Source organism: Acidisoma cellulosilyticum, assembly GCF_020621385.1.
GTDB classification, from domain to species: Bacteria; Pseudomonadota; Alphaproteobacteria; order Acetobacterales; family Acetobacteraceae; genus Acidisoma; species Acidisoma cellulosilyticum.
Genome location: NZ_JAESVA010000013.1, coordinates 1 through 21,735 on the forward strand (window position 1 = coordinate 1; position 21,735 = coordinate 21,735).

Here is a 21,735-nt window from a genome sequence, read left to right on the forward strand (position 1 = left end):
CCGTTTAAAACTCACCCCCGCGGGGTGGAGCAGCCCGGTAGCTCGTCAGGCTCATAACCTGAAGGTCACAGGTTCAAATCCTGTCCCCGCAACCATAACTATATTCATATCCGAAAATGCATCGCCTCAGAGGTTGCCTCTGAAAGGCGATATTGCCGTTTAAGCCTGACCTTCCTTAGTCTCGGACAAACCAAAGGGGCGCGCGGCAATGACGACAGATAATCCCGACCACGAACATTATCTGCGTCTCGCCTTCGCCGTCGCACGACAGGCAAGAAACGATGGACAGCATCCCTTCGGCGCCATTCTGGTGGGGCCGGATGGCACTGTCCTGATGGAACAAGGCAATGGGTTCATGCCTGAGCGGGATATGACCGGTCATGCCGAACGCGTGCTGATGACACGCGCATCCAAAACCTATGAGCCTGCCTTCCTCGGCAACTGCACAATGTACACCTCCGCCGAACCCTGTGCGATGTGTGCCGGCGCTGCCTACTGGGCGGGTGTCGGTCGCGTCGTCTATGGCTGCACGGAGCACGATCTGCTGACCCGCACCGGCAACCATCCTGAAAACCCGACCCTCGATCTGCCCTGCGAAACCGTCTTCGCGGCCGGGCAACGCAAAGTTGAGGTCATCGGACCGCTGCTGAGCGATGAAGCGCTCGCCTTGCATGATGGGGCCTGGGACTAACCGGCTTCGCCTGATGAGATAAGGCTTGGCCAAGGATAGGAAGGCCTCGTATTGCGCCCGATCAGATTCAGGCAAGCGGCCGTCTGGGCGCCGCGAGGGGTAGGTCCGCGCAACAAGTGCGCGGATGACCAATTATCGATTAAAACCTGACAGACACTAAGAGCGGAAGACTTGAACCGAGTTTGAAGAAATGCCGAAGCGCGCCATCCGGAACCATTTTGGTAGGGTGAGCGATCACCTTACGTCTAAATGGCCTATCCTAAAGCAGGATTTCCGGGGGCAATATTGACCGGAGGACAATCAGTCCCATCCAGCCAGGGCAGCCGATGCTCGGGTTACCCGACCGGGCCAGATTGCCATGCGGCTGGCCGGGCGCCCGCTTCACAAAGAAGCGACACCCGGCACTTGCCTGATCGACAGCGTCGGCGAGGCTGACATCTCCATCCCCGCCGACCAGGCCGTTTAGATTGCCTTCAGGTTTTCCGCAGCGACCTTCCCGTTGCGGTTGTTCTTCACCGCATCGAAGCTGACCCGCTGACCTTCGTTCAGGCTGCTAAGCCCGGCCTGCTGCACTGCCGAAATATGTACAAAGACATCCGAAGTGCCGTCGGTCGGCTGAATAAACCCAAACCCTTTAGTCGTATTGAACCACTTAACAGTGCCAATGGCCATTTCGGCTTTCCTTCTTATCGCTCAAACAATAAACCCGCTCTCGACCAAGCGGGTTCTCCCTCGATTTTGGCGGAAGAACAGCAAATGTGCAAATTGCCTCGCAACTGCCCTGTCCCTAGAGCGTTTCCCGCTCGCTTACGCTCACAGATACCGCTCTAGATTATTATTTTTGCGAGCATCTTCACACAGTCAGATGATTCCATCTGACTGTGATCTGCTCTAGCCGCGCGCAGACAGGCTGATCCTTTCGCGAGACCCGAACGGCATCCCGGCATCATGGGGCGCTGCCGTCGGGCCAATGCCCGGCCGCCCCCATTTCCGGCGGAATCAGGCCGGCTTGCAGAGCCGGAACAGATCGGCACCGGTCGTTGCGACGAGATCCCGTCGAACCGCGTTGACCTGGAACTGCTCTTCGATCGCGAGCAGCACGCCGGCCAAGGACACCGAATCCCACCCCGGCAGATCATCAAGCACCGTGTCGGGACGCAAAGGCGGGATATCGGTCTGGAGTTCGCTCTCCAGGATCGTCGTCAGCACCTGATAGATGTCGTCCACGAGCAGGCCTTTCAATCGGCATGGCGGAAGCATCCCCGCTGCCGCCATATCCTGTAGCTGTTCCGGCATAGAGTGATCCAAGCGGGAGAGGGCGGTGCCGCCGCATTATCATAGGTGCTGAACCGGTCGATATAGCCGCGCAGGAAGCCGTCCGCCAAAACCTCCACGTCACCGGGCGCATGGCCGTTTTCACCTTGCACGACATGGAGCAAGGTATTGGGCCCCCAATCGCGCAGTCTTTGAAACAAGGGCAGCGCGAAGTCGGACCGCGTAACGTCATTGCGTTTATAGACAAAAATCCTCTGCGCATCGATCAGATCGGACCGCAAAAACCTGGCTGCAACGTCCAGCTTCTTCCGTTCCCGTCCCAGCAGACGAACGCTGCTCATCTGCCCCTCATCGACGGAGGTATGCGACTGGAATTCATAGCGACGTTGATGAAGCACATATTCCCTTCTCCCACCGGACACAAAGACGGTGAACTGAAGCTCATCCAATTTGCCGATATCATCGAAACCATTGGCCAGTCCCGCCGCCAGGTTCTGCGGCGGTAGACCGGCGAAACGCAGAAGATCAAGCGGCTCGGCATTCGCGTAACGCTGCGCCATGCCGAACTCGCAATTGTCCCCCAGGCTGGCGAAATAATGCATGAGCTGTTCATCCGACAGCGCCTCGACCTCCGGCAGGTCGCGCATGGGCGCGGGCGGTCGTGGCGCCGCCGCTGGCGGCGCGCCAGTGCTTTCCCGCCAAGTGGCGACGCCCAGTCCGATAAAGCCTACCGAGTGGAATTCGCTGTCGCGCGAATCCGAAACCATGTCGGGTCTGATCAGGTTGGGATGCTCGAAGCGAATGTCGAGCTGGTCTTGCCCGGCCGTGAGCGCTTGCGGAACGATGCAAACGATGACCGACCGCACGCCGAACTGTGCGAGGCGAATGGTATGGCCGTTCACGGCGACCCGGAGCAGTTGTTTCGGCAGCGCCGCACAGCAAAACGGATCGACCGTCAGTACCAGAACCAGATCGATGCCTTGCTGCGGGCAGGGCAGGCTCAGCCTGCTGTGACGGCTGCGCCCCCATCGGCATCCATCGACCGGAGCGGCCAGGTCCGTCGATACGCCCGGCGGCAGTTCGGGTGCGCCGAGGTCGATGGCGAACAGTTCTTTCAGCTCTCCCTGCATGCCGCCCCCTCCACCGCTACAAGGAACAAGAGGGACAAGCGATTGCCGGTCAAGCCCCGCCACCTTGCACAAGCATGGGATTGTCGCGCGTCAGCGTGCGATCGTAATTTGTGATGGCACGCTCAAGGAACTCATCCAGCGCATCCCCGCGCAGCGGTGCGGCGCGTTTTTCGAGCTCGCGATACAGCTCCTCCGCCGAGCCGACAATGGCATCCCGTGTGAGTATGCCGAGCGCTGCGGCGGGGATGGCCTGCCGGCGGAATTCCGCCCCGAGTTCCGCATCGCTCAAGGACAGCCAATAGCGCCAGTGCCATGCCTGACGGTCATTGAATCGCTGCGCATGGGATGCAAACACCTGTCGTACGGAGGCGATCTTGCGCCGGAATCTGGCCTCGTCGGTGAAGGGCGCATGCAGGATCACCAGTTCCGCCGGCGTCACCCATCTCAGTCCCGGGTCGGTGGCGACGATATTATGCCCACCGGGTCCGACGGATTGCACCATGCCGGGCCGAACGATGATCTTCGGGGCGTCCACGCCGAAGATCCAGGGCAGGCGATAGTCTTGCGCGCCGTAAGCATCCTCAAGGGGCTCGCGGGCGAGAATCATCGGCGCGCGATAGGGGCTGCGGTAATGCGGCGGTGTAATCGAATTGTCGGCATTGCGCTGCGGAAACGCATTGTATCGCTCTACGATCGCAAGATCTGCCTTTTCCAGGCTTGGGATGCTGCGCAGATCGCCGGATTGCGGCAGCCAGAATTCATCCGAATCCGTGAACAGCACGAAATCCGGCGTGACCCAGCGTTCGACCTCGCGGATGGCATGCGTGAAATATTGAAAGACGTCCTGGCTGGAAAAATCCCGGATCGGCAGCGCGCGAACGCGGTCATCGCCGGCTATTGCACTGTCCAGCTCTGCCTCTCCGCGATTGACCGAGACGAACACGTTTGCGGCACCGACCGAGAGGTGATGCGCGATGCAGGCCTCAAGCATGCTGGCATCGTCGGCATGACCGATGATCGCCGCGACGCGGAGGACCTTGTCGGCGTTCAGCATGCAGGCCGCCCAGGCTCAGCCATCAGATCAGGCCTGGGCATCGAAGGCGGCCGTGCGCGGGTCGAATTCCATATAGAGAATGACGCGATCACACCGACCCATGTTAACCGCAAAATGTTCCCGCCCAGCATTGAACGTCAATACGGCGCCGGGTTTCTCCTCCCGTGCGTCGCCTTCGACGGTGAGGTAACATTTGCCTGGCTCCATGGCCAGACCGAGATGAAGGGTCAACAGTCGGCCGGCAATGTCGGGATGGTCATGGGGTGCGATGAAGCTTCCCGGCCGCATGAGCGACAAGGCGCAGACTTCCACGCCGCGCAGGCGGGACAGCAGCCGGGCGGTGGCCGGCATGACGCTCGCCAAGCCGTCAGGAAGCATGCCCTGGTATGAGAGGGCATAAGTCAGCCAGTCTTGGTTCGGCTGATCCGAACCGGCCTGCCATGACGGCGTCCAGCCATTGTTCTGCAATAAGCGTTCAGCGAATCGGTGCACCGATCCGACCCGATGAATGTCGAGGATCGGCGCCTGCAATTCCTGCCACTCTTGCCGGATGAACCGCCAGCGCGACGTCAGCTCAGGCAAGAACGAGAATCCTCCCGGATCGAAAAACATTTCGAGCCTCAACCTTCTCTTGTCGAAGTGCGTCGCGCGTTAGTCGGTCATTCTGTTGCAAATGATTCATTTATGCGTTTCACTGATCCTAGTCCAATAGAACTGGGCGCGGAGAACCGTTTTGCGAACCGGCAGATAATGGGCGTCTGTGTTTCGACGGGATGATTAGCAGTCAAATGTCCGAAGACGTCAGGTCGAGACAAGACGGCTTGGCGCTTGGGCCAAGGTTTCGTCTCCTGGATTCGGTCGAGTTGCTCGACGGCAAGGTGCTCGCAGGGGACGCGGACCGTCGCGGCGCCGAGGACGCGGTTCTGGGCGGCGAGAAATTCTGGGGCATGCGGGTCATCGAAGTCGCACCGGGTTCGGCTTGGCTATCCGCCCATCTCGCGGCCCGGTGTGGCGCGTATATCGTCCTGGATCGCCCTGCCATGACCGGCGACAAAGCGGATGACGTGCGCACGGGCTGGCAGCACGTCATGCAGGCGCTCGGTTTGCAACCAGAGATCGTCACGGACAAGGAACGCTCCGTTGCGGGGCTGAGCGATGGCTATGACGTCGCCCTGTCCTTCGGCGCATTGTCCCGTGCCGATGACCCGCTGGAATTGCTCGCGCTTATGGCCGAATTGAGCGACGACACCCTTGTCATCATAGAGCCGTCGGAGGCGGGTGAGGGGGATGGCTCGGTCGAAGCGCGTCTGACCATGGCGCCGGAGACCGCCGATCCCTATGGCGCGCGCTGGGTGTTTTCGCCGGCTCTGCTTGAGCGTCTTTTGAACCGGGTCGGGTTCGAGCGCCAGGTCGTCACGCGGCATGCCCCGGCCGTGACTCCCGGAACCGGGACCAGCGTCACGATCGTCGCACGCCGGCATGTCCGGCGCCCGCCGGCGTCGCGACGGCAGGGGCCTCGGATGGCAGAAGCCCCGCTGCCCGCTTCGCCCCAGCCCGCATATTCGCCAGACCACGAAGCCGCCGCGGACCTGCCGCTGCCGCCGCCCGCCGATCGCCGAGCCGCTATCGGAACGGCCGATGTCGAGGTGTTCGTGACAGTCGGCCGGAATGTATTTGAGCAGATGGTGCAGGCCCTGGCGCGCAGTGGCATCGCCGCCGGACAACTGGGCCGCGTCCTCGATTTCGGTTGCGGGCTGAGCCGGGTGTTGCGCTGGTGGCGCATGTTTCCCCGCGTCAACATCCATGGGACGGATATCGATGTGGCGGCCATCATGTGGAACCGGGAACACCTCGGTTACGGAACCTTCGCGTTCAACACGCTTGACCCTAGGTTAGACTACCCCTCTGAGAGCTTTGACCTGGTGCATGCTATCGATGTTATGAGTCACTACCCGGAACATCTGCAGATCGTCTGGTTTAAGGAGTTCCTCCGCATCCTGCGGCCAGGCGGGCAAGTTTATTTCACCTCCCGCGGCCGTTCGTGCCGCGCGCTGCTGCCACCTGACCTGCAGGCGGTCTTCGACGACCACCGGCTTGTTTGCGGCGGCGCGGAACAAGCGGGCACGGAGCATTGCGTCGCGTTCCACCCACCTCAATGGGTCGTGAACACCTTGGTACCGGCAACGGGTGCCGAGGTCCTCGAACTGGCCGAATGGCCGGTAGGATCGCCGGGCGAGGATCTTTGGTTGCTCCGTAAGCCCCACGCCGCCGGCTGGCGGTAAAAGGATTGGCAATGCACGCTGACCTCGACAGTTTTTACCGCGGCAGCGGCGATCTCACCGGCCAGTTGGATTTGGCCTTTCAGGAGGCGCTGGCCAATCGCTATCGCGGCGCTGAAGCTGATTGCCTGTTTTCTCATACGCTGAACCTCGCGGACGGGCGAAGCCTGCAAGGCGCCACCGATCTGCGCGGCACGGAAGCCGCCCATTTGGGCGATTGCGACATCACGGGTCAACGCGTGCTGGAGTTTGGCGGCGGATCTGGTTGGCTGACGCAGTATATGGCGAGCCGCGCAGGCGAGTTGGTGACGCTAGACATACCGGTCGGGCGGGAGGAACTCTCCGCGCCCCTGGCCGCCATCAGCAACCCTCATGGACTCGACGGCTTGCGTGATATCCAGGAGCGCATTCGGCGCGGATGGTGGTTTGTCAAAGACCGCGCAGGCCACCCTGGCAAGATGGTCTATTGTGATCTGCACAATCCGCCGAGCGACTTGGGTCGTTTCGAAGTGTCGGTGCTGCCGTCCACCCTGCTTCAGGTCCCGATGCCCTTCCTGGTCGTGCAGGCCGCCGCCCGCGTGACGGAGCGCTGCATCGTCATAACCGAGCCGGTCGTTGCGACATTGTCGCAGGATGGGAACGGCCTGGGACCGGCTGCCCTTTTCGCCCCGAATATCGGCACCGGACAGCCGAACCACTGGTGGCAGCACAGCGCCGCCGCGCTCGCCCGCATGCTGATGGTGGCAGGGTTCGGTGACCTGTCCTTGTCCGTCAGCGTCGCCGAGCACAGCGCCATGCCGCTGCTGACGGTGTCGGGCAGGAGACCATCCGATTGACGCAAAGGGAGCAGCCGAGGGAGGTCGTGATCTACGGTGCCTCTGGTTTCAGCATGGCGCTGCGCGACATGATCGAAAACGGGTTGACGCCACAAAAATGGCGGGTCGTCGCTCATATCGACGATTTTGCCGGGGAGGACGCGGGCAAGACGCTCGCTGGCGTCCAGGTCATCGGCTTCCAGGTCTGGCAGGACCGCTACCGCGACCATCCTTGCGCCATTGCGATCGGCGACTGCGGCGCGCGGCGCAAGCTCGCAAACAAAATCACCGACGCGGGCGGAGAATTGCTGACGGCCTATCCGAAAGGCGGCACGGTATCGCCGCATATTCAGGTCGCCGATGGAACGATCATCGGTCAGCCGGCCTATATCGGCCCCTTCACCGCCTTTGGCCTTAACGTGCTTCAGATGCCGATGTCCGTGGTCGGCCATGACGTGGTGATCGGCGACTACTGCACCCTTTGTTCCTCGACCAGCATCGCGGGATATGTCGTGTTGGAGGACGAGGTGTTTCTGGGCGCAGGCGCTGTCGTCATGAATGGCCGGCCCGGCAGCCCGTTGCGTATCGGCCGGGGCGCCGTGATCGCGGCAGGGGCTGTCATCACGAAATCGGTCCCGCCGGGCGCCAAAATGATGGGCAATCCCGCGAGGCCGATCCGGGAGTTGGCGGCGCGAAGGCGCCCGCCCGTTTGACACTCGACAGTTTGATGCGGGCCGGCATTGTCGCAGCGGTCGCGCTGGTCAGCCTGCTGATGACGGTCTCGGCCGGTGCAGCGCAGCCTGACCCGCCGCAGACATGTTTCCGCACCGGCGGCGGCGATCTGACGGTCTGCCACGCAGACAGCGCCGAAGGGATCTACGGGCAGCCGTCGCCGCTTCAGATCGAATACAATACGCAGATCATGAAGCTGGACGATCACCGCTATGCCGTCGTCCTGCATAGCGAGGCAGAGGATTTCCAGCGTTACCTGGCGCAGACGGGGCAGCCGCGGCCCGGCGATTCGATCAAGACGGGCATTCAGGAGACAAAGGGCGACCCCAGCGCCGCGCTGCGCCTGCCGTCCAAGCTCGCCTTCCGGATCTGGGGCACGCTGACCAATCGGCAATCGCCGCTGTTCTACGCCTATCAAGGCCCGGCATTCCCGGCGACCGGGCTCAGCGGTGGGGCCAATCCGATGGTGACCAGCGGTCTGTCACAGGCAGGCGAGAGGATATTCTACGTCTTCTTCCTGGGCGTGACCTCGGACAAGGGGCGAGGCAAAGCCTTCCGCAACGTTCTGCTGGAAGCTCGAACGAAGGACTTCATTGCATTCGACGTCCTTCAGCGCGATGCCGGCCATCATTCGGTTTGGGTTCCCTTTGCTGGCGAGCAGGCGCAGCCCGCTATCGTCACGGACGAGGCAGGGCATCCGTTGCAGAGCAACCAGGCGGCCGAGCCTGAGCCGGCAGGGTCCAACAATCCCACGCGGCCGCCGGGCGCGGTCATAACGGCGGGGCTGTTCGGCTCCGTCGTCCGTGTGCATGGCCTCTACTATTATTTTTACACCGATCAGGATCCGGACGATCGGACCCGCAATCATCTCTACCTGCGCACGACCAAGGATATCGGCAGCGACGGCCAGTGGTCAGCGCCCAGCATCGTCACGGATGTTCCGCCGGAAGTCATCGTCCGTGTTGCCAAGGCAAGGGGCATGGATCGTTGGGCTGTTATCTATAGCTGCTTGAAATCCGCGCATCCTTTCCGGTCCGACCTATGCCTGCAATATACGCGGGATCTCAGCGTGTCTGGCCCGCGTGGCATTGCTGGCCTGACGCTGTTCCAGACGCCCTATAACGGCGTGTCGGGCTTTGCCTTGGGCCTGCTTGGCCGAGAGGCGACGGCGGCGGGACAGGTTCAATTGCGGGCGCAGCATTTCTACATGACCGACCCCGACGGCAATCTGGCTGCGCCGGCCGGTGCGCCCCCCTCGGTCGGCGGCGTACTCACTTGGCTTGAATTGCCGATCGATCTCCATATTCTCGGCGCCCCGACGTTCTGGGCCGATTGGACCGTCGCGCCGCGGTAGGCGTCGCGTTCCGGCCGACGCGGCTCAGCGGTTGCGGACCAGGCTCGAATTCAGGCAGCCGATGATCGCCTGTGATCGAGCGGTCAGCGGTGCGGCGGCAGGTCGATGAACAAAAGCATGAGCGATGCGCTTCGATAAAAATGGCATGACGCAGGCCTGGATGACGTTCAGGCGATCGGCCGTTCTTCAAGATAAAGCCGAAGATTGGCTTCGCGGCTGATCTTGCCGCTCGTCGTCTTGATCAGCCAGCCCGGTGACCTGACGCTGACGTCATGCGTTACCACGCCGAAGATGGAATAGATCAAATCCCGAATATTGCTGGCAAGCGCCTTACGGTTCACGACGTCCTCGTCCGTTGTTTCCGCGATCACGACAAGCGTCTGGCTGCCGAGACGTGCGCTGAACGGACCGACGGCGACGCAGCGCCCAGGTTTGACGGTGGTTGCGTTGTTAATCGCAAACTCAACGTCATGGGCATAGAGATTGCGGCCATTGACGATCAGCAGGTCGTCCGAGCGTCCTGCGACATAAAGCTCGCCGTCCAGCATGAAGCCGAGGTCGCCTGACATGTACCAGCCGTCGACCAGCGTGCCAGGTTTCAGGTTCTGTTTGAAATATCCGCTGAACAGGTAATCGCTTGTCACCGCGATCTGTCCGACCCGACCGTCCGGCAAGGGGGCGAGCCCCGCGTCCAGGATCCGCAGGTGGGTTCCGGGGATGGCTTTGCCGCAAGACAGGAACTGAACGGTCGCCTCGTCCTGCGCCGGCGGTCGGATCACGCCGTCCAATGTATAGCCGTTCATGCCGGCGGTGACGGTCCTCGGGACCGCGTCCAGGTCGGTCTGGGTAGCGATGCACACGTTTTCCGCCATGCCGTAACCGACTTGAAGCGCCAGCGGGCGCAGACCATGCTCCCCATACCGTTCGGCGAACCGCGCGAGGGTTTCCGGCTTGCAGGGTTCCGCCGCGTCGATCAGCGCGCGCAGGGACGACAGATCGTACCGTGCCTGACGAGGGGTGGTCCGGATAAGGTGATGAAACGCGAAGTTCGGCATCCAGCAGAGCGTGGCGCGATGCCGCCCGATGGCTTCGAGCAATAGGGGAGGAGAGGCGACCCATTCGAAGGGATTGAGATGGACCGTCGTCAGCCCGAGCAGAATGGGCAGGAACAGACAGTTTATCAGACCCATGTCGTGATAGAGCGGCAACCAGGAGACGATGATGTCGTCTTCCGTCATCCGAAGGGCGGCGGCCAGGCTGGCGACCGACCGCATCAACATGCCATGGGTCAGGATGACGCCCTTTTTCGCGCCCGTCGTGCCTGAGCTGTGTTGCAGACAGGCGATCTCATCCGGCGTCGCCGGATCGACGACCGGATCCGGCGATGCGGCAGGGACCGCTGCGATATCAAGCACGGGCGTCGCCAAGCCGGGAACGAGCCGGGCCAGATCGGCCGCGTCGGCGGCACTCGTGACAATCAGGCTCGCACCGATCCGTTCGAACGTCGCCGCCTGAGCCTGCCAGAACAGGGCAGGGTTTATCTTCTGCGACGCTGGCGGAAACAGTGTCGGCACCATCCCTGCCATGATCGCCCCGAAGAACGATGCCGGCAACGATATATGGGAGCCAAGCATGATGATCACGATCGATCCGCGCGGCAGCCCCAGATCGCGATACCCGGCGGCGAAGCATTGTGATTGCTCACACAACGTTCCGTAGGTGAGAACCTGGGCCGGTAAATCTTGCAATTCGAGAATGACAGCCGGCTTGTCAGGCGCTGAAGCGGCACGCATGGCCAGGACGGCCGCAATATTCGGTGCGTTGCACAAAAGGTCCGCGGGCGCGCGCTCGGCCAGCACTGATGGCTCGGCGGCTAAAGCCAACGGAGCGCCCCGATCCCTTTGACGCAGATGTTCACCAAGTTCAAATCGGCACCTGCATGCAATCTCACTCAAGACACAAAGCGTTAAATCGCAAAATTACCCATTGCTTTAGGAATGTTTACAGCTTTATCAGTTTTTCCTAGTTCGCTGGACTGCAACACCGCGTAACCTGCCATGGAAATGAGCTGGATACAATGGATCTCGATACGACGTCCGGGCAGAACGATGCCGTAACCTTCGAAGATGAGCCTGGACAGTTAGAGTTCCTGGATTTTCTGCGTCAGGTTTTTGATCCGGAATACTATCTGTTTCGCTATCCGGACCTGGACCAAGGGATCAAGCGGGATCTGACCGCGGAAGGCCGGCACATCGTCCGAATGTTTGCCGGGCCGGATTCGCCCGGTATCGATCTGATCGAGCATTTCATCGCACATGGCTTGCAGGAGGGCCGCACGCCGTCGATCCTGTTCGACGTTTCCTATCTGCACTTGTGCCTGAGCAAATACGGTCATGGCAAAGTGGCGCCGGGCGAGGTTCTGAGGGTATTCGCGGCGCTGCCGGACTGCGAGCGTTTCGTCCCCAATGCCTGGTTCAGTGCTTGGGCATTTCGTAAGCTGTATGGCCGCAGCGAGCCCGCACTTCTTGACATGACGGATTACGAGACCTTCGCTTTCTACGCTGAGCGTTGTTCCTATGCGGCTCTCTCGCCCAACGGCGTGTTCAACGAGGAAAGTTACCGGCTGCGCTACCCGGATGTGGCAGCCGCGGTGGGGCGGGCGCAGTTCCGGTCAGCGCTGATGCATTTCGGCTCCCACGGGCAAGGGGACGGCCGGCTGAACCTGCCGGGCACGACGGAGCGATGCTACCCCGGTACCGGCCAGTCCGAGTTTGAGTTTCTATTCTCGGGGCGCTCGGCCAATGGCTCGGTCGTCTGGTGGCTGGACGAAGGATTTTATCTTGGTATCTACCCCGATGTGCACGACTTGGTGCGCCGGTCCATCGTCAAGTCCGCGTTGGAGCATTACCTGGTCGTCGGTGCGCGCGAAGGGCGCCTGCCCAGTCCCTGGATGCTGCGTCTATTACCAGACAGGGACGATCCCGAGCTTTGGATGTATTTCGCCGGGCTGGGGTCGCCGGAATGTCAATTGGGCCGAGGCTCCATCACGCTGAAGGACGCCTCCGCGATCGTCCAGTTGCTCTCGGCTCAACCATGGGCCGGCGCCCCATCGCAAATCTGCGAGGCCTTGTGGCCGTTCGTGGCACAGCCGGCGATCGACGGCACAGTCGCGGTGCCCGAGTATCTGGCAGCCAATGTCGATGTCGCGATTGCTCTGAAGGCCGCGCCGGCCGACGAAGTGGCCCGGCATTGGCGCGAGCACGGCGCACAAGAGCATCGCCCGTCGCCGGGCAGCAATATGTTCGGCAAGCGCGCCGTCACATTTGAAAATGTGCTGCATTGGAAGAGCGGCGTGAACTATTTCGGCCCGATCGCATCGGCCAATGGTCTCGGCGCGTCCGCGCGCGGCTTCGCGACCGCCCTGCGGGCGGCTGGCATCCCCATCGCGGAATACGATACGAGTTGGCTGATTGACGGCGAGCGTCCCGCCCCGATCTTCAGTTCGGACGAATTGCCCTATTCGATCAACCTGCTTTGCATCAACGCCGACCAGGTCGCGCTCTTCGCTCTTCGCTACGGTGTCGAGGTGTTTCAGGGCCGGGCAAACGCGGGCGTATGGGTCTGGGAATTGCCTGCCCCGCCCCCGGAATGGCGATCGATACTGTCCGGCTTCGACCTTGTCATTTTGCCGTCGCAATTCTGCCGCGACAGCTTCGCCCTGTCGACCGATCTGCCCTTGGCGGTGATCCCTTACGTCGTGGACGAAGACGCGCTCGTCGCGGCAAGCCGCAAGCCGACGCGGCATCCGGCGCTTGCGCAGGTCGCGGCGGCAAAGTCCGCCGGAAAACGTATCGTGCTCTTCATTATGGATGCGTCGTCCTATACGGCGCGCAAGGGCGTCGACGTGTTCCGCACCTTGGCTGCGCGTGTGGAAGCGGCCCGACCGGGGGAGTTCCTCTTCGTGCTGAAGTCGCATTCGACGGATCGGTTTGAGGCGACGAATGACGGATCCGGCCAGGGCATCTTCGAAATCAAGGCGCTTATAGCATTCGATGAACTATGCGCCCTCAAGACAATGGCCGATCTGTATATATCGCCTCACCGAAGCGAGGGTTTCGGGTTCAATATCATCGAGAGCATTCTACTGGGCGTGCCGGTATTGTGCTCCGCCTTCGGCGGCATCCTCGACCTTCTGGCGATGAACGATCCGCCGCTTATACCAGTGTCGCTCCGCGAAATAGGCAAGGATTTGGGACCTTATCGCGCGGAAGCGATCTGGGCCGAACCGAATTTAGACCTGCTGGAAGCGTCCTTCCTCAAATTCTTCGCCACAAACCGCACAAGCCGCAAATTCTTTGCCTTGCGCAACCGTCTGAAGGCAGAGCTTTCACCGGCAAACGTGGGCGCGAAATTGGTTCAGGCTTTGACGCAATACTGCGCCTTGGGCGCGGAGAGCGGACCAAACCCGCTCGAAGCCTTCCGCCACCTGGCGAACAAACCCATCCGCGAGACTTACGTATTGCGGAGCGTCGCGAAGGACGCCCGGCGCAGTTTGGATACGCCGGGTGTCGAGCGCATCACCGAGATCATGGCCGGTGCGTTCCGCCCGACCTTTTCGATCATCACGCCGACCTACAACACGGAGCCGCATTGGCTGGAGGAGATCTTTGACGATTTGCTGCAGCAGACCGATCCGTCATGGGAATGGTGTATCGCCGATGACGGCTCCGACCGCGCGGATACTTTGGCGAAGCTGCGCTCGTTGCGGCGAAGAGACAGCCGGATCAAGCTGCAGATAGGGCGACGGAACGGCGGCATTTCTGTCGCCACCAATGCGGCGGTGGCGATCGCGCAAGGCCGCTACCTTGTCCTCGTCGATCACGACGATCGGGTCGAGCCGAATTTGCTGCAGACCTACGGCGCGCGGCTGGACCAGGCGACGTTCGAGGGCGTCCTATACTGTGACGAGGACAAGCTCTCGATGACGGGGGAGCTATGCGACAGTTACCTCAAGCCGGACTGGTCCCCGGAACATCTTTTGAGCTGTATGTACGTTCTGCACTGCTTGTGCATTCGTAAATCGACCTTTCTCGCGCTTGGCGGCTATCGCAGTGAGTTCGACGGCGCGCAGGATCATGATTTTGTCCTGCGCGTCGTGGCCGCAGGCTATCAGGTGCGCCATGTCGACCAGGTGCTGTATCACTGGCGGATGGCGCCGGCGTCCATGGCCGGCAGCACGAGTGCCAAGAACCCTGCCATCGAAAACGGCCGTAAGGCGGTCGCTGCCTATGTGCGGGCGGTCGGGATGAAGGCGACCGTCACGCACGGCTTGGCGCCGGGCACCTATCGCGTCCGTCCCGCTCTGCCGGCGACCTCGGTGGATATCAACATCCTCACCGGATGCACGGCCCTTGGCCGTGCCAGCGCCGACGGCGCAGGGCCGGCCACCTTCGTGGAGCAATTCGTCCGTTCCATCCTTGCCCATGCGCCGTCGATCGCGTTCCGGATCCGCATCATCGTGGACGCGCCGAAACTCGCTTTCGCATTGCCCCTGGCCGACCTCGATGCGCGGATCAGCGTGGTGCCTTTCGCGCGCAACTCTGCCAGCTTCAACTTCTCGGAGATGGCGAATTTCGCCGTTACGAGCAGCGAAACGGACCGCGTCGTGCTGCTGAACGACGACATGCTCGCGATCGACGATACCTGGCTCACCGCCTTGCTCGAACCGCTCGAATTTTCCGGTATCGGGGTCGTCGGCGGGCGTTTGCTGTATGGGGACGATCGGCTGCAGCATTGCGGTATCATTCTGGGGGTTCACGGTGCCGCCGCGCATGTATTCGAGGGGGAGAACCTGACCTTTGTCGGCTATAACTCGTTCAATCGGGTGATGCGCAACTATTCGGCAGTTACTGGGGCGATGATGGCCTTCAGAAGGTCCGCCTTCTCCCGGGTCGGCGGGTTCGACACGATCTTTCCCGTCGACTTCAACGATGTCGACTTCTGCCTTAAACTCACCCAATCAGGCTTGCGCAACGTCTACACGCCCTTTGCGACATTGCGTCACTTCGAATCCCGCTCGGCCCGGCGCTTTGCGACCGACGCGCTGGATCGCGCCCGGTTCCTGCGGCGGTGGTACGGCATCATCGCGCGCGATCCCTACTACAATCTCGGCCTGCCGCGTGACAACGCGATGTGCGACGTGGTGCCGCAATGGGTCGGGCGCAAGCTGCCGCCAGTCGAACAAGCCGGACTGGATTGAGCCCCGCCATGGTCGCGGTCGAGCCGATCCCGATCTATGTGGCTCAGCTACCGCGGGCGGAGGTTCTGCTGCCCTATCTGCGACAGATCGACGCCAATGCCCAATACACGAACCGTGGCCCGCTGGTGGCGCTGCTGGAGGCGCGGATGGCCGGCGCCCTGGGTCTGCCCGTCGGATCCGTGACGCTGGCGGCAAACGGCACGACAGCGCTGCAGGCGGCGATTTTGGCGGCGGCGGGGCGGGCGCGGCCAGGGCGCATGCAGGCCCTGCTGCCGGGCTATACCTTCGTCGCGACCGCGCATGCCGCCGAGGCTTGCGGGTATCAGGTCAAATTCGTCGATGTATCGGCTGCCACCTGGGCGATGGATCCGGTGGCAATGCTCGATCGGCCTGACCTGGACCGCGTCGGGGTGGTGATCCCCGTTGCACCCTATGGCGCCGCTTTCGACTATGCGGGTTGGGTTCAATTCCAAAACAGAACCCAAATACCCGTCGTGATCGACGCGGCGGCATCCTTCGAAGCCATCGCGCGTCAACCATGCTGCATCACGGCGGAGGTTCCTGTCACGCTCAGCCTTCATGCGACCAAGGCTTTTACCACGGCCGAAGGTGGGGCGATCCTGTGGCGGGATGGGGCAGGGATGCAGCGTGCCGTCGCGGCGTTGGGTTTCGGCTTGACAGGGGAAGAACACCGCTGGGTCAACGGCCCTGGACTGAACGGCAGATTATCGGAATACCATGCAGCGATCGGTTTGGCTGGCCTGGATGCCGCAGATCGAACGGCGGCGGAACGGACCCGTCTGCATGACGCCTATAAGGCAGCGGCGGTGCGTGCCGGCCTGGATGCCGCCTGCCTTGTCAGTTGGCCCGAGATAGGATCGAACTACGCCTTGGTGGAGGCTTCCTCACTGGAAGCGGCGGAGCGGCTGATAGCATCGTTTGCGGCGGCCGGGGTAACTGTGCGACGGTGGTACGGTCTTGGTCTCCACCGCGAACCATTCTTTGCGGCCGATTGCGATGGATCGCTTCCGAACACGGAATCCCTGGGCGATCGGATCATCGGCCTACCGGTCTATCCCGGCATGGGGGCGAGCCAGATTGACCGCGTCCTGCAAGTTCTGGCGGCCGATGCAGCCTCGGCCGGGCCCAGTCCTCGTTCGCGGATGAGCCGTTTTGGGTAGGTCGTCTGCCGTCGCGAAAGCCGCTGGTCTGTCTATGCACAAAAGATCCTTGGAAGGGACCGGGCGTTGATGGCGAAGGACGAGAAGGCTGCATCAGGCGGGGAGCCCTGTGACGCACTCGCGCGTCGGTCGGCCAACCACGTTGCGCTGTCTCCCATTTCCTTTCTGCGTCGTGCCGCGAAGGCTTATCCAGACCGGCTTGCCACCGTCTATAACGGACGCAGGACGACTTGGGCTGAAACCGACCGGCGGGCGCGACGACTGGCATCCGCTTTGTCGAAACATGGCGTCCGCACTGGCGACAGCGTGGCGATCATGGCTGCGAATACGCCCGAGCTTTATGAAGCGCATTTCGGCGTCCCGATGTCCGGCGCCGTGCTATGCGCCCTGAACATCCGGCTGGATGCGGATACTATCGCCTATATCCTGGCGCATAGCGGAGCGAAGGTCGTTCTCTGTGACCGTGAATTCTCACCGACCATGGCGGCGGTGCTCGGAAAGATCGCCGCAGAAATCCTGGTCGTCGACATCATCGATCCGGCAGTCGGCGGAGAACCGCTGGGCGCGATCGACTATGAAGCGCTGCTGGCGGAAGGCGACCCCGATTTTGTCGCGTCCGGGCCGGATGATGAGTGGGACGCGATCACCTTGAACTATACGTCCGGCACGACCGGTCGGCCCAAGGGCGTCGTCTATCACCATCGCGGTGCCTATCTCAACGCCATCGGCAATATCATCGATTGGAACATGGGCGAGCGTCCTATCTATCTTTGGACCTTGCCCATGTTCCATTGCAACGGCTGGTGTTTCCCTTGGAGTGTGGCGGCTAAGGCCGGCACCAATATTTGTCTTCGCAAAGTCAGCGCCGACGCGATCTACGCGGCTCTTGTCGAACATGGCGTCGATCACCTGTGCGGCGCACCGATCGTCCTGCGGATCATGCTGGATGCGACGGAGCAGGAGCGTCGCGGCTTCTCGCGGAGCTGCAAGATCATGACGGCCGGCGCGCCGCCGCCGGCAACGGTTCTGCTGCAGATGCAGGCTTACGGGTTTGACGTGACGCATGCCTATGGCCTTACCGAAACCTATGGACCCTCGGTGCTTTGCGCCTGGCGCGAGGAATGGGACGTGCTGGACCCGCAGGAGCAAGCCAGCAAGCGCGCGCGCCAGGGATTGAACTATGTCGTTCTGGAAGACGTCATGGTCGCCGATCCCTTGAGCGGGGACGCCGTTCCCAAGGACGGTGCGACCATGGGCGAGATATTTTTTCGTGGAAACGTGGTCATGAAGGGCTATCTGAACGATGACCCGGCAACGGAAAAGGCTTTCGAAGGCGGGTGGTTCCGCTCCGGCGACCTAGCCGTCGCTCATCCCGACGGCTATATACAAATCAAGGATCGCGCGAAGGACATCATCATTTCGGGCGGCGAGAATATTTCCTCGATCGAGATTGAAGACGTTATCTACCGCCATCCTGCCGTCGTCGGTGTCGCCGTGGTCGCCATGCCGGATGAGAAATGGGGCGAAACGCCAACCGCTTATGTGGAACTGGCGTCCGAGGCTGGACCGGCCATCGCCGAGGAGATCATGGCCATTTGCCGTGCTGGGCTTGCCAGCTTCAAATGTCCAAGACAGGTGATCTTCACGACGCTGCCGCGCACCTCGACCGGCAAGATCCAGAAGCGGCTGCTGCGGGACCTTGCGCGGGCCAGTGTGCGACTGCCGTCTTGAGTTTCGCACGACAATGCAACTTGGCCAGGGGCGAGGGCTTGGGGTCTGTCAGCCTTAGTTGGAAACGTCCCTAATCCGTCGCCCGCGGACTTGTTCCGCGGGTCTACCCTCGCGTGTAGGCAAGCGGTCGTCTGGGCGCCGGGGCGGGTAGGTCCGCGCAACGAGTGCGCGGATGACGAATTATCTACTAAACCTGATGCACTCTTACCACGCCGCTCCCGCTCCCGCCCAACCGACAGTTTTACGCGTAATGGGCGAGGTAAGGTGCGCGCTGGTTCGGCATCACGACATCGTTCTGAGCGTAATGCTTCAGATACTGCGCCCGCTGGTTCGGCATCACGACATCGTTCTGAGCGTAATGCTTCAGATACTGCGCCCGCTGGTTGGGCATCACGACGTCATTCTGCGCGAAATGCTTCAAGTAAGGCGCGCGCTGGTTCGGCATCACCACCTGGCTCTGGCTGGCAGACGGTGCAGACGCAGTCTGGGAAGACGAACTCTGGTCGGCGAGCGCAGCGCCCGCCATGCTTAAACTCAGAGCAGCCGCCATAAAAAAGGTCTTCATGTTACTCTCCTGAATTGCTGCGAACCGTCACCCGGTTCGTGTCAGCGATGGGCTTCCACCGCTTCGTTGCAACAACAGCTAGGCCGATCGTCTGCACATTAGAACTCGCCTGCGACACATGTTATTCATGCGAATTTAGTTTAAATCACGAAATTTTGAGCAAATTATGCGCTAATTGAGCATTAATGGCGCAGAGCGCGCCGCGTCATCCGCGCAGGCGTTGCGCGGCACGACCCGTGGTGGCGCCAGCCCGACCTTTCGCCCTTGGTTTCAAAAGGTCTGCCAGGATGATCGCGCGGAAGGCGCGGATGGTGGGCTCGGGTTCGAATTCCCGCATGATCGCGGAGCGCACCATGGCACCATCCAGAAAGGTCGAGATGAAGGTTGCCATCAAGTCCGGATCGACCTCGCGGAAGATGCCTGATTCGACCCCCCTGGACAGGGCACTTCTCAGGATCTTCGCCTCCGTGTTGTAGAAGGTGCGAATAGCCTGGTTGATTTCGGAGGAGGCGCCATGCGTGCTCGCGTAATCCATGCTGATCTTGATCAGCTTCTCGATCAGGCGATAATTGACGATGTGGTGCTCAAGCCAGCGTGCAATGACGGTCTCGGGCGGCAGGTCAGGCTGAACCAGATCGTCGTAGAGACCAAAGACTCTATCGACTGTCGCTTCGACGACTTTTAGAAATAACCCTTCTTTGCTTCCGAAGTAGTAGTAGATCAGCGAGGCGTTGACGCCCGTCGCCTGGGCCAGGTCTTTGATAGTTATGCTGGCGTAATTTTTACTCGCAAAGAGTTCAAGCGCCGCGTTTCGTAGCGCCTCCATCGTCTCCGGATTATCCACGCGCGGCCGGCCCACCCGGCGTTTCTGTTCCAATCGTTCGGTCTTGGCTGAGGTCTTTTCGACCAATTCAGCAGCAGGGCGCATTCGCGTCTTTTTCTCCAGCACTGGGAATGACCTCCTCCAGCCGCCCGCCACGGTTTTGGGCGCCGGATCATCCGCGCTTTCAGGCAGAGATTAGGATAGCTCTGCCCGAAGTCGGAAGCCAGCGTCTTTTTTAAACGAATGTTCGAATAAATATTGACTCGGCGAGAACGAAAATCCCAAGATGCTCTCACGCTCCCAGGGCAAGCCGCCCGCCTAGAGCAGATCACAGTCAGATGGAATCATCTGACTGTGTGAAGATGCTCGCAAAAACAATAGTCTAGAGCGGAGCCTGTGAGCGTAAGCGAACAGGAAACGCTCTAGAAGAGAAATCGGAATTTTCATCATGGACGCTGGTGCTTCGCAGCTTCACGAGAAGCTTAAATCAGACCTCGCCGCCGCCAAGGTCGACTTCCTCATGGCGAGTTATGTCGACATGCATGGGGTGCCCAAGGCGAAGATCGTGCCCCTCGCTCATCTTGAAGACATGCTGGCAGGGTCAGAGATGTTTACCGGCGCAGCGCTGGATGGCGTGCCGCAGAACGTGAACGACGATGAGGTCGCGACCTACCCGGACGCGGCGACATGCACGGTTCTGCCTTGGCGCCGCAACGTCGCCTGGTTCGCGAGCGACCTTTGGCTCAAGGACGCCCCTTTCGAGGCTTGCAGCCGCAGCATCCTGAAGCGCCAGATGGATGACGCGGCGTCGCTCGGCTTCACCTTCAATCTCGGTATCGAAGCCGAATTCTATGTGATGCGAGAGGATGAAAGCGGCAAAAAAACACCGATTACGACAAGGAAGTTGCACAAGCCGGCCTATGACGCCGCCAGCGCGCTCGACAATCTCGATTGGCTGGGTGAGATGGTCAATGCCATGAACGAGATCGGTTGGGACGTCTATAGTTTCGACCAGGAAGACGGCACAGGCCAGTTCGAACTCGACTTCGCCTTCGACAATGCGGTGACAACCAGTGACCGCTTTGTCTTTCTTCGCATGATGGCGCAGCAGATCGCGGCAAGGCACGGGTCCTTCGCGACCTTCATGCCCAAGCCCTTCGCGGAAATGACCGGTAGCGGCGCGCATTTCAATATGTCCTTCGCGGATCGCAAGACCGGACAGAACCTGTTCAAGTCGGACAATGATCCGCGCAATTGCGGGCTGTCCACACTCGGCTACCAATTCATCGCGGGCGTCATTCGTCATCTGCCGGCGATCTGTGCGGTGGTGGCGCCGACCGTGAACAGTTACAAGCGTCTGGTGAAGCAGGGATCGATGTCCGGCTTTACCTGGGCGCCGATCTTTGCCTGCTACGGCAATAACAATCGCACGAATGCGCTCCGCATTCCTATGGCCGGCGGCCGCGTGGAACTGCGCGCAGCCGATAGCAGCTGCAATCCTTATCTCGCGGCGGCCATGATCCTCGCGGCCGGCCTCGAAGGCGTTCGGGAAGGTCTCGACCCCGGCGAACCGAACCGGATGAATATGTATGAGGCCTCTCCGGCGGAGCTGGACCGGCTTGGCATCGGCGAATTGCCAAGATCGCTCGGCGAAGCCGTGGAGGCGTTCGAGGCGGACCCGTTGAGCAGCCGCGTCATGGGCTCGCTGATGGCCAAGAGCTGGGCCGATTACAAGAAGGACGAATGGCTGTCCTACACGGCCCATGTCTCTGACTGGGAGGTTTCGCGCTACCTGAAATTCTACTGACCCCTATTCGGCCGTGCTGTGTCGGCGCGGCTTTCACCC

Annotated in this window: 17 protein-coding genes and 1 tRNA gene; 10 read left to right on the top strand and 8 right to left on the bottom strand. The window is 61.2% G+C overall.

Annotated features, from left to right (window positions below):
* Window positions 1-18: 18 nt before the first annotated feature.
* A tRNA-Met gene (locus ACELLULO517_RS24170) sits at window positions 19-95 on the top strand.
* A gap of 113 nt (window positions 96-208) precedes the next feature.
* Entirely contained in the window at window positions 209-691 is a 483-nt protein-coding gene (locus tag ACELLULO517_RS24175; protein ID WP_227310014.1) for a nucleoside deaminase, read from the top strand.
* Window positions 692-1,153: 462 nt separating this feature from the next.
* Here the strand turns inward: ACELLULO517_RS24175 and ACELLULO517_RS24180 are convergent, their stop codons facing one another.
* The 5 genes from ACELLULO517_RS24180 to ACELLULO517_RS24200 all read right to left on the bottom strand — a co-directional run bounded on the left by ACELLULO517_RS24180 (window position 1,154) and on the right by ACELLULO517_RS24200 (window position 4,762).
* The gene (locus ACELLULO517_RS24180) at window positions 1,154-1,363 is read right to left on the bottom strand and encodes a cold-shock protein (protein WP_227310015.1); all 210 of its coding nucleotides are present in this window, start codon (window positions 1,361-1,363) and stop codon (window positions 1,154-1,156) included.
* A 327-nt stretch (window positions 1,364-1,690) separates the two neighbouring features.
* The gene (locus ACELLULO517_RS24185; RefSeq protein WP_227310016.1) at window positions 1,691-1,918 is read right to left on the bottom strand and encodes an acyl carrier protein; all 228 of its coding nucleotides are present in this window, start codon (window positions 1,916-1,918) and stop codon (window positions 1,691-1,693) included.
* 11 nt (window positions 1,919-1,929) lie between these two features.
* Entirely contained in the window at window positions 1,930-3,096 is a 1,167-nt protein-coding gene (locus ACELLULO517_RS24190) for a hypothetical protein (protein WP_227310017.1), read from the bottom strand.
* A 49-nt stretch (window positions 3,097-3,145) separates the two neighbouring features.
* Window positions 3,146-4,150 (bottom strand): glycosyltransferase family 2 protein, encoded by a 1,005-nt coding sequence (locus ACELLULO517_RS24195; protein ID WP_227310018.1) that lies wholly within the window; start codon window positions 4,148-4,150, stop codon window positions 3,146-3,148.
* A 27-nt stretch (window positions 4,151-4,177) separates the two neighbouring features.
* Window positions 4,178-4,762 carry an aspartyl/asparaginyl beta-hydroxylase domain-containing protein gene (locus tag ACELLULO517_RS24200; protein ID WP_227310019.1) on the bottom strand — a complete coding sequence of 195 codons (585 nt, stop codon included), beginning with the start codon at window positions 4,760-4,762 and terminating at the stop codon, window positions 4,178-4,180.
* Window positions 4,763-5,013: 251 nt separating this feature from the next.
* On the opposite strand from ACELLULO517_RS24200, the gene ACELLULO517_RS24205 reads away from it, so the two are divergent.
* Genes ACELLULO517_RS24205 through ACELLULO517_RS24220 form a run of 4 tightly spaced genes read left to right on the top strand, consistent with a single transcriptional unit; the run spans window position 5,014 to window position 9,330 of the window.
* Window positions 5,014-6,432, top strand: a complete 1,419-nt coding sequence (locus ACELLULO517_RS24205; RefSeq protein WP_227310020.1) for a class I SAM-dependent methyltransferase — start codon at window positions 5,014-5,016, stop codon at window positions 6,430-6,432.
* A gap of 11 nt (window positions 6,433-6,443) precedes the next feature.
* Window positions 6,444-7,265, top strand: coding sequence for a hypothetical protein (locus tag ACELLULO517_RS24210; protein WP_227310021.1), 822 nt, complete (start codon window positions 6,444-6,446; stop codon window positions 7,263-7,265).
* Window positions 7,262-7,957 carry a PglD-related sugar-binding protein gene (locus ACELLULO517_RS24215; RefSeq protein ID WP_227310022.1) on the top strand — a complete coding sequence of 232 codons (696 nt, stop codon included), beginning with the start codon at window positions 7,262-7,264 and terminating at the stop codon, window positions 7,955-7,957. Before ACELLULO517_RS24210 ends, ACELLULO517_RS24215 begins: the two co-directional genes overlap by 4 nt.
* Window positions 7,954-9,330, top strand: coding sequence for a hypothetical protein (locus tag ACELLULO517_RS24220; RefSeq protein WP_227310023.1), 1,377 nt, complete (start codon window positions 7,954-7,956; stop codon window positions 9,328-9,330). The genes ACELLULO517_RS24215 and ACELLULO517_RS24220 overlap by 4 nt, the downstream gene beginning before the upstream one ends.
* Window positions 9,331-9,497: 167 nt before the next feature.
* On the opposite strand, the gene ACELLULO517_RS24225 is transcribed toward ACELLULO517_RS24220, so the two are convergent.
* Window positions 9,498-11,213 (bottom strand): AMP-binding protein, encoded by a 1,716-nt coding sequence (locus ACELLULO517_RS24225; RefSeq protein ID WP_227310024.1) that lies wholly within the window; start codon window positions 11,211-11,213, stop codon window positions 9,498-9,500.
* A 194-nt stretch (window positions 11,214-11,407) separates the two neighbouring features.
* On the opposite strand from ACELLULO517_RS24225, the gene ACELLULO517_RS24230 reads away from it, so the two are divergent.
* From ACELLULO517_RS24230 to ACELLULO517_RS24240, 3 genes are all read left to right on the top strand, one after another.
* Entirely contained in the window at window positions 11,408-15,589 is a 4,182-nt protein-coding gene (locus ACELLULO517_RS24230; RefSeq protein ID WP_227310025.1) for a glycosyltransferase, read from the top strand.
* 8 nt (window positions 15,590-15,597) lie between these two features.
* A complete protein-coding gene (locus ACELLULO517_RS24235; protein WP_227310026.1) occupies window positions 15,598-16,770 on the top strand; it encodes a DegT/DnrJ/EryC1/StrS family aminotransferase in 1,173 nt (390 codons plus the stop codon).
* A 69-nt stretch (window positions 16,771-16,839) separates the two neighbouring features.
* Window positions 16,840-18,501: an AMP-binding protein gene (locus tag ACELLULO517_RS24240; RefSeq protein WP_227310027.1), complete on the top strand. Its 1,662-nt coding sequence runs from the start codon at window positions 16,840-16,842 to the stop codon at window positions 18,499-18,501.
* Window positions 18,502-18,742: 241 nt separating this feature from the next.
* On the opposite strand, the gene ACELLULO517_RS24245 is transcribed toward ACELLULO517_RS24240, so the two are convergent.
* Both ACELLULO517_RS24245 and ACELLULO517_RS24250 read right to left on the bottom strand, forming a co-directional pair.
* Entirely contained in the window at window positions 18,743-19,066 is a 324-nt protein-coding gene (locus tag ACELLULO517_RS24245) for a hypothetical protein (protein ID WP_227310028.1), read from the bottom strand.
* 205 nt (window positions 19,067-19,271) lie between these two features.
* A complete protein-coding gene (locus ACELLULO517_RS24250; protein ID WP_227310029.1) occupies window positions 19,272-20,015 on the bottom strand; it encodes a TetR/AcrR family transcriptional regulator in 744 nt (247 codons plus the stop codon).
* 322 nt (window positions 20,016-20,337) lie between these two features.
* Between ACELLULO517_RS24250 and glnT the strand changes: the two genes are divergently transcribed.
* On the top strand, window positions 20,338-21,696 hold the full coding sequence (gene glnT / locus ACELLULO517_RS24255; protein ID WP_227310030.1) for a type III glutamate--ammonia ligase: 1,359 nt from the start codon (window positions 20,338-20,340) through the stop codon (window positions 21,694-21,696).
* Window positions 21,697-21,735 lie beyond the last annotated feature (39 nt).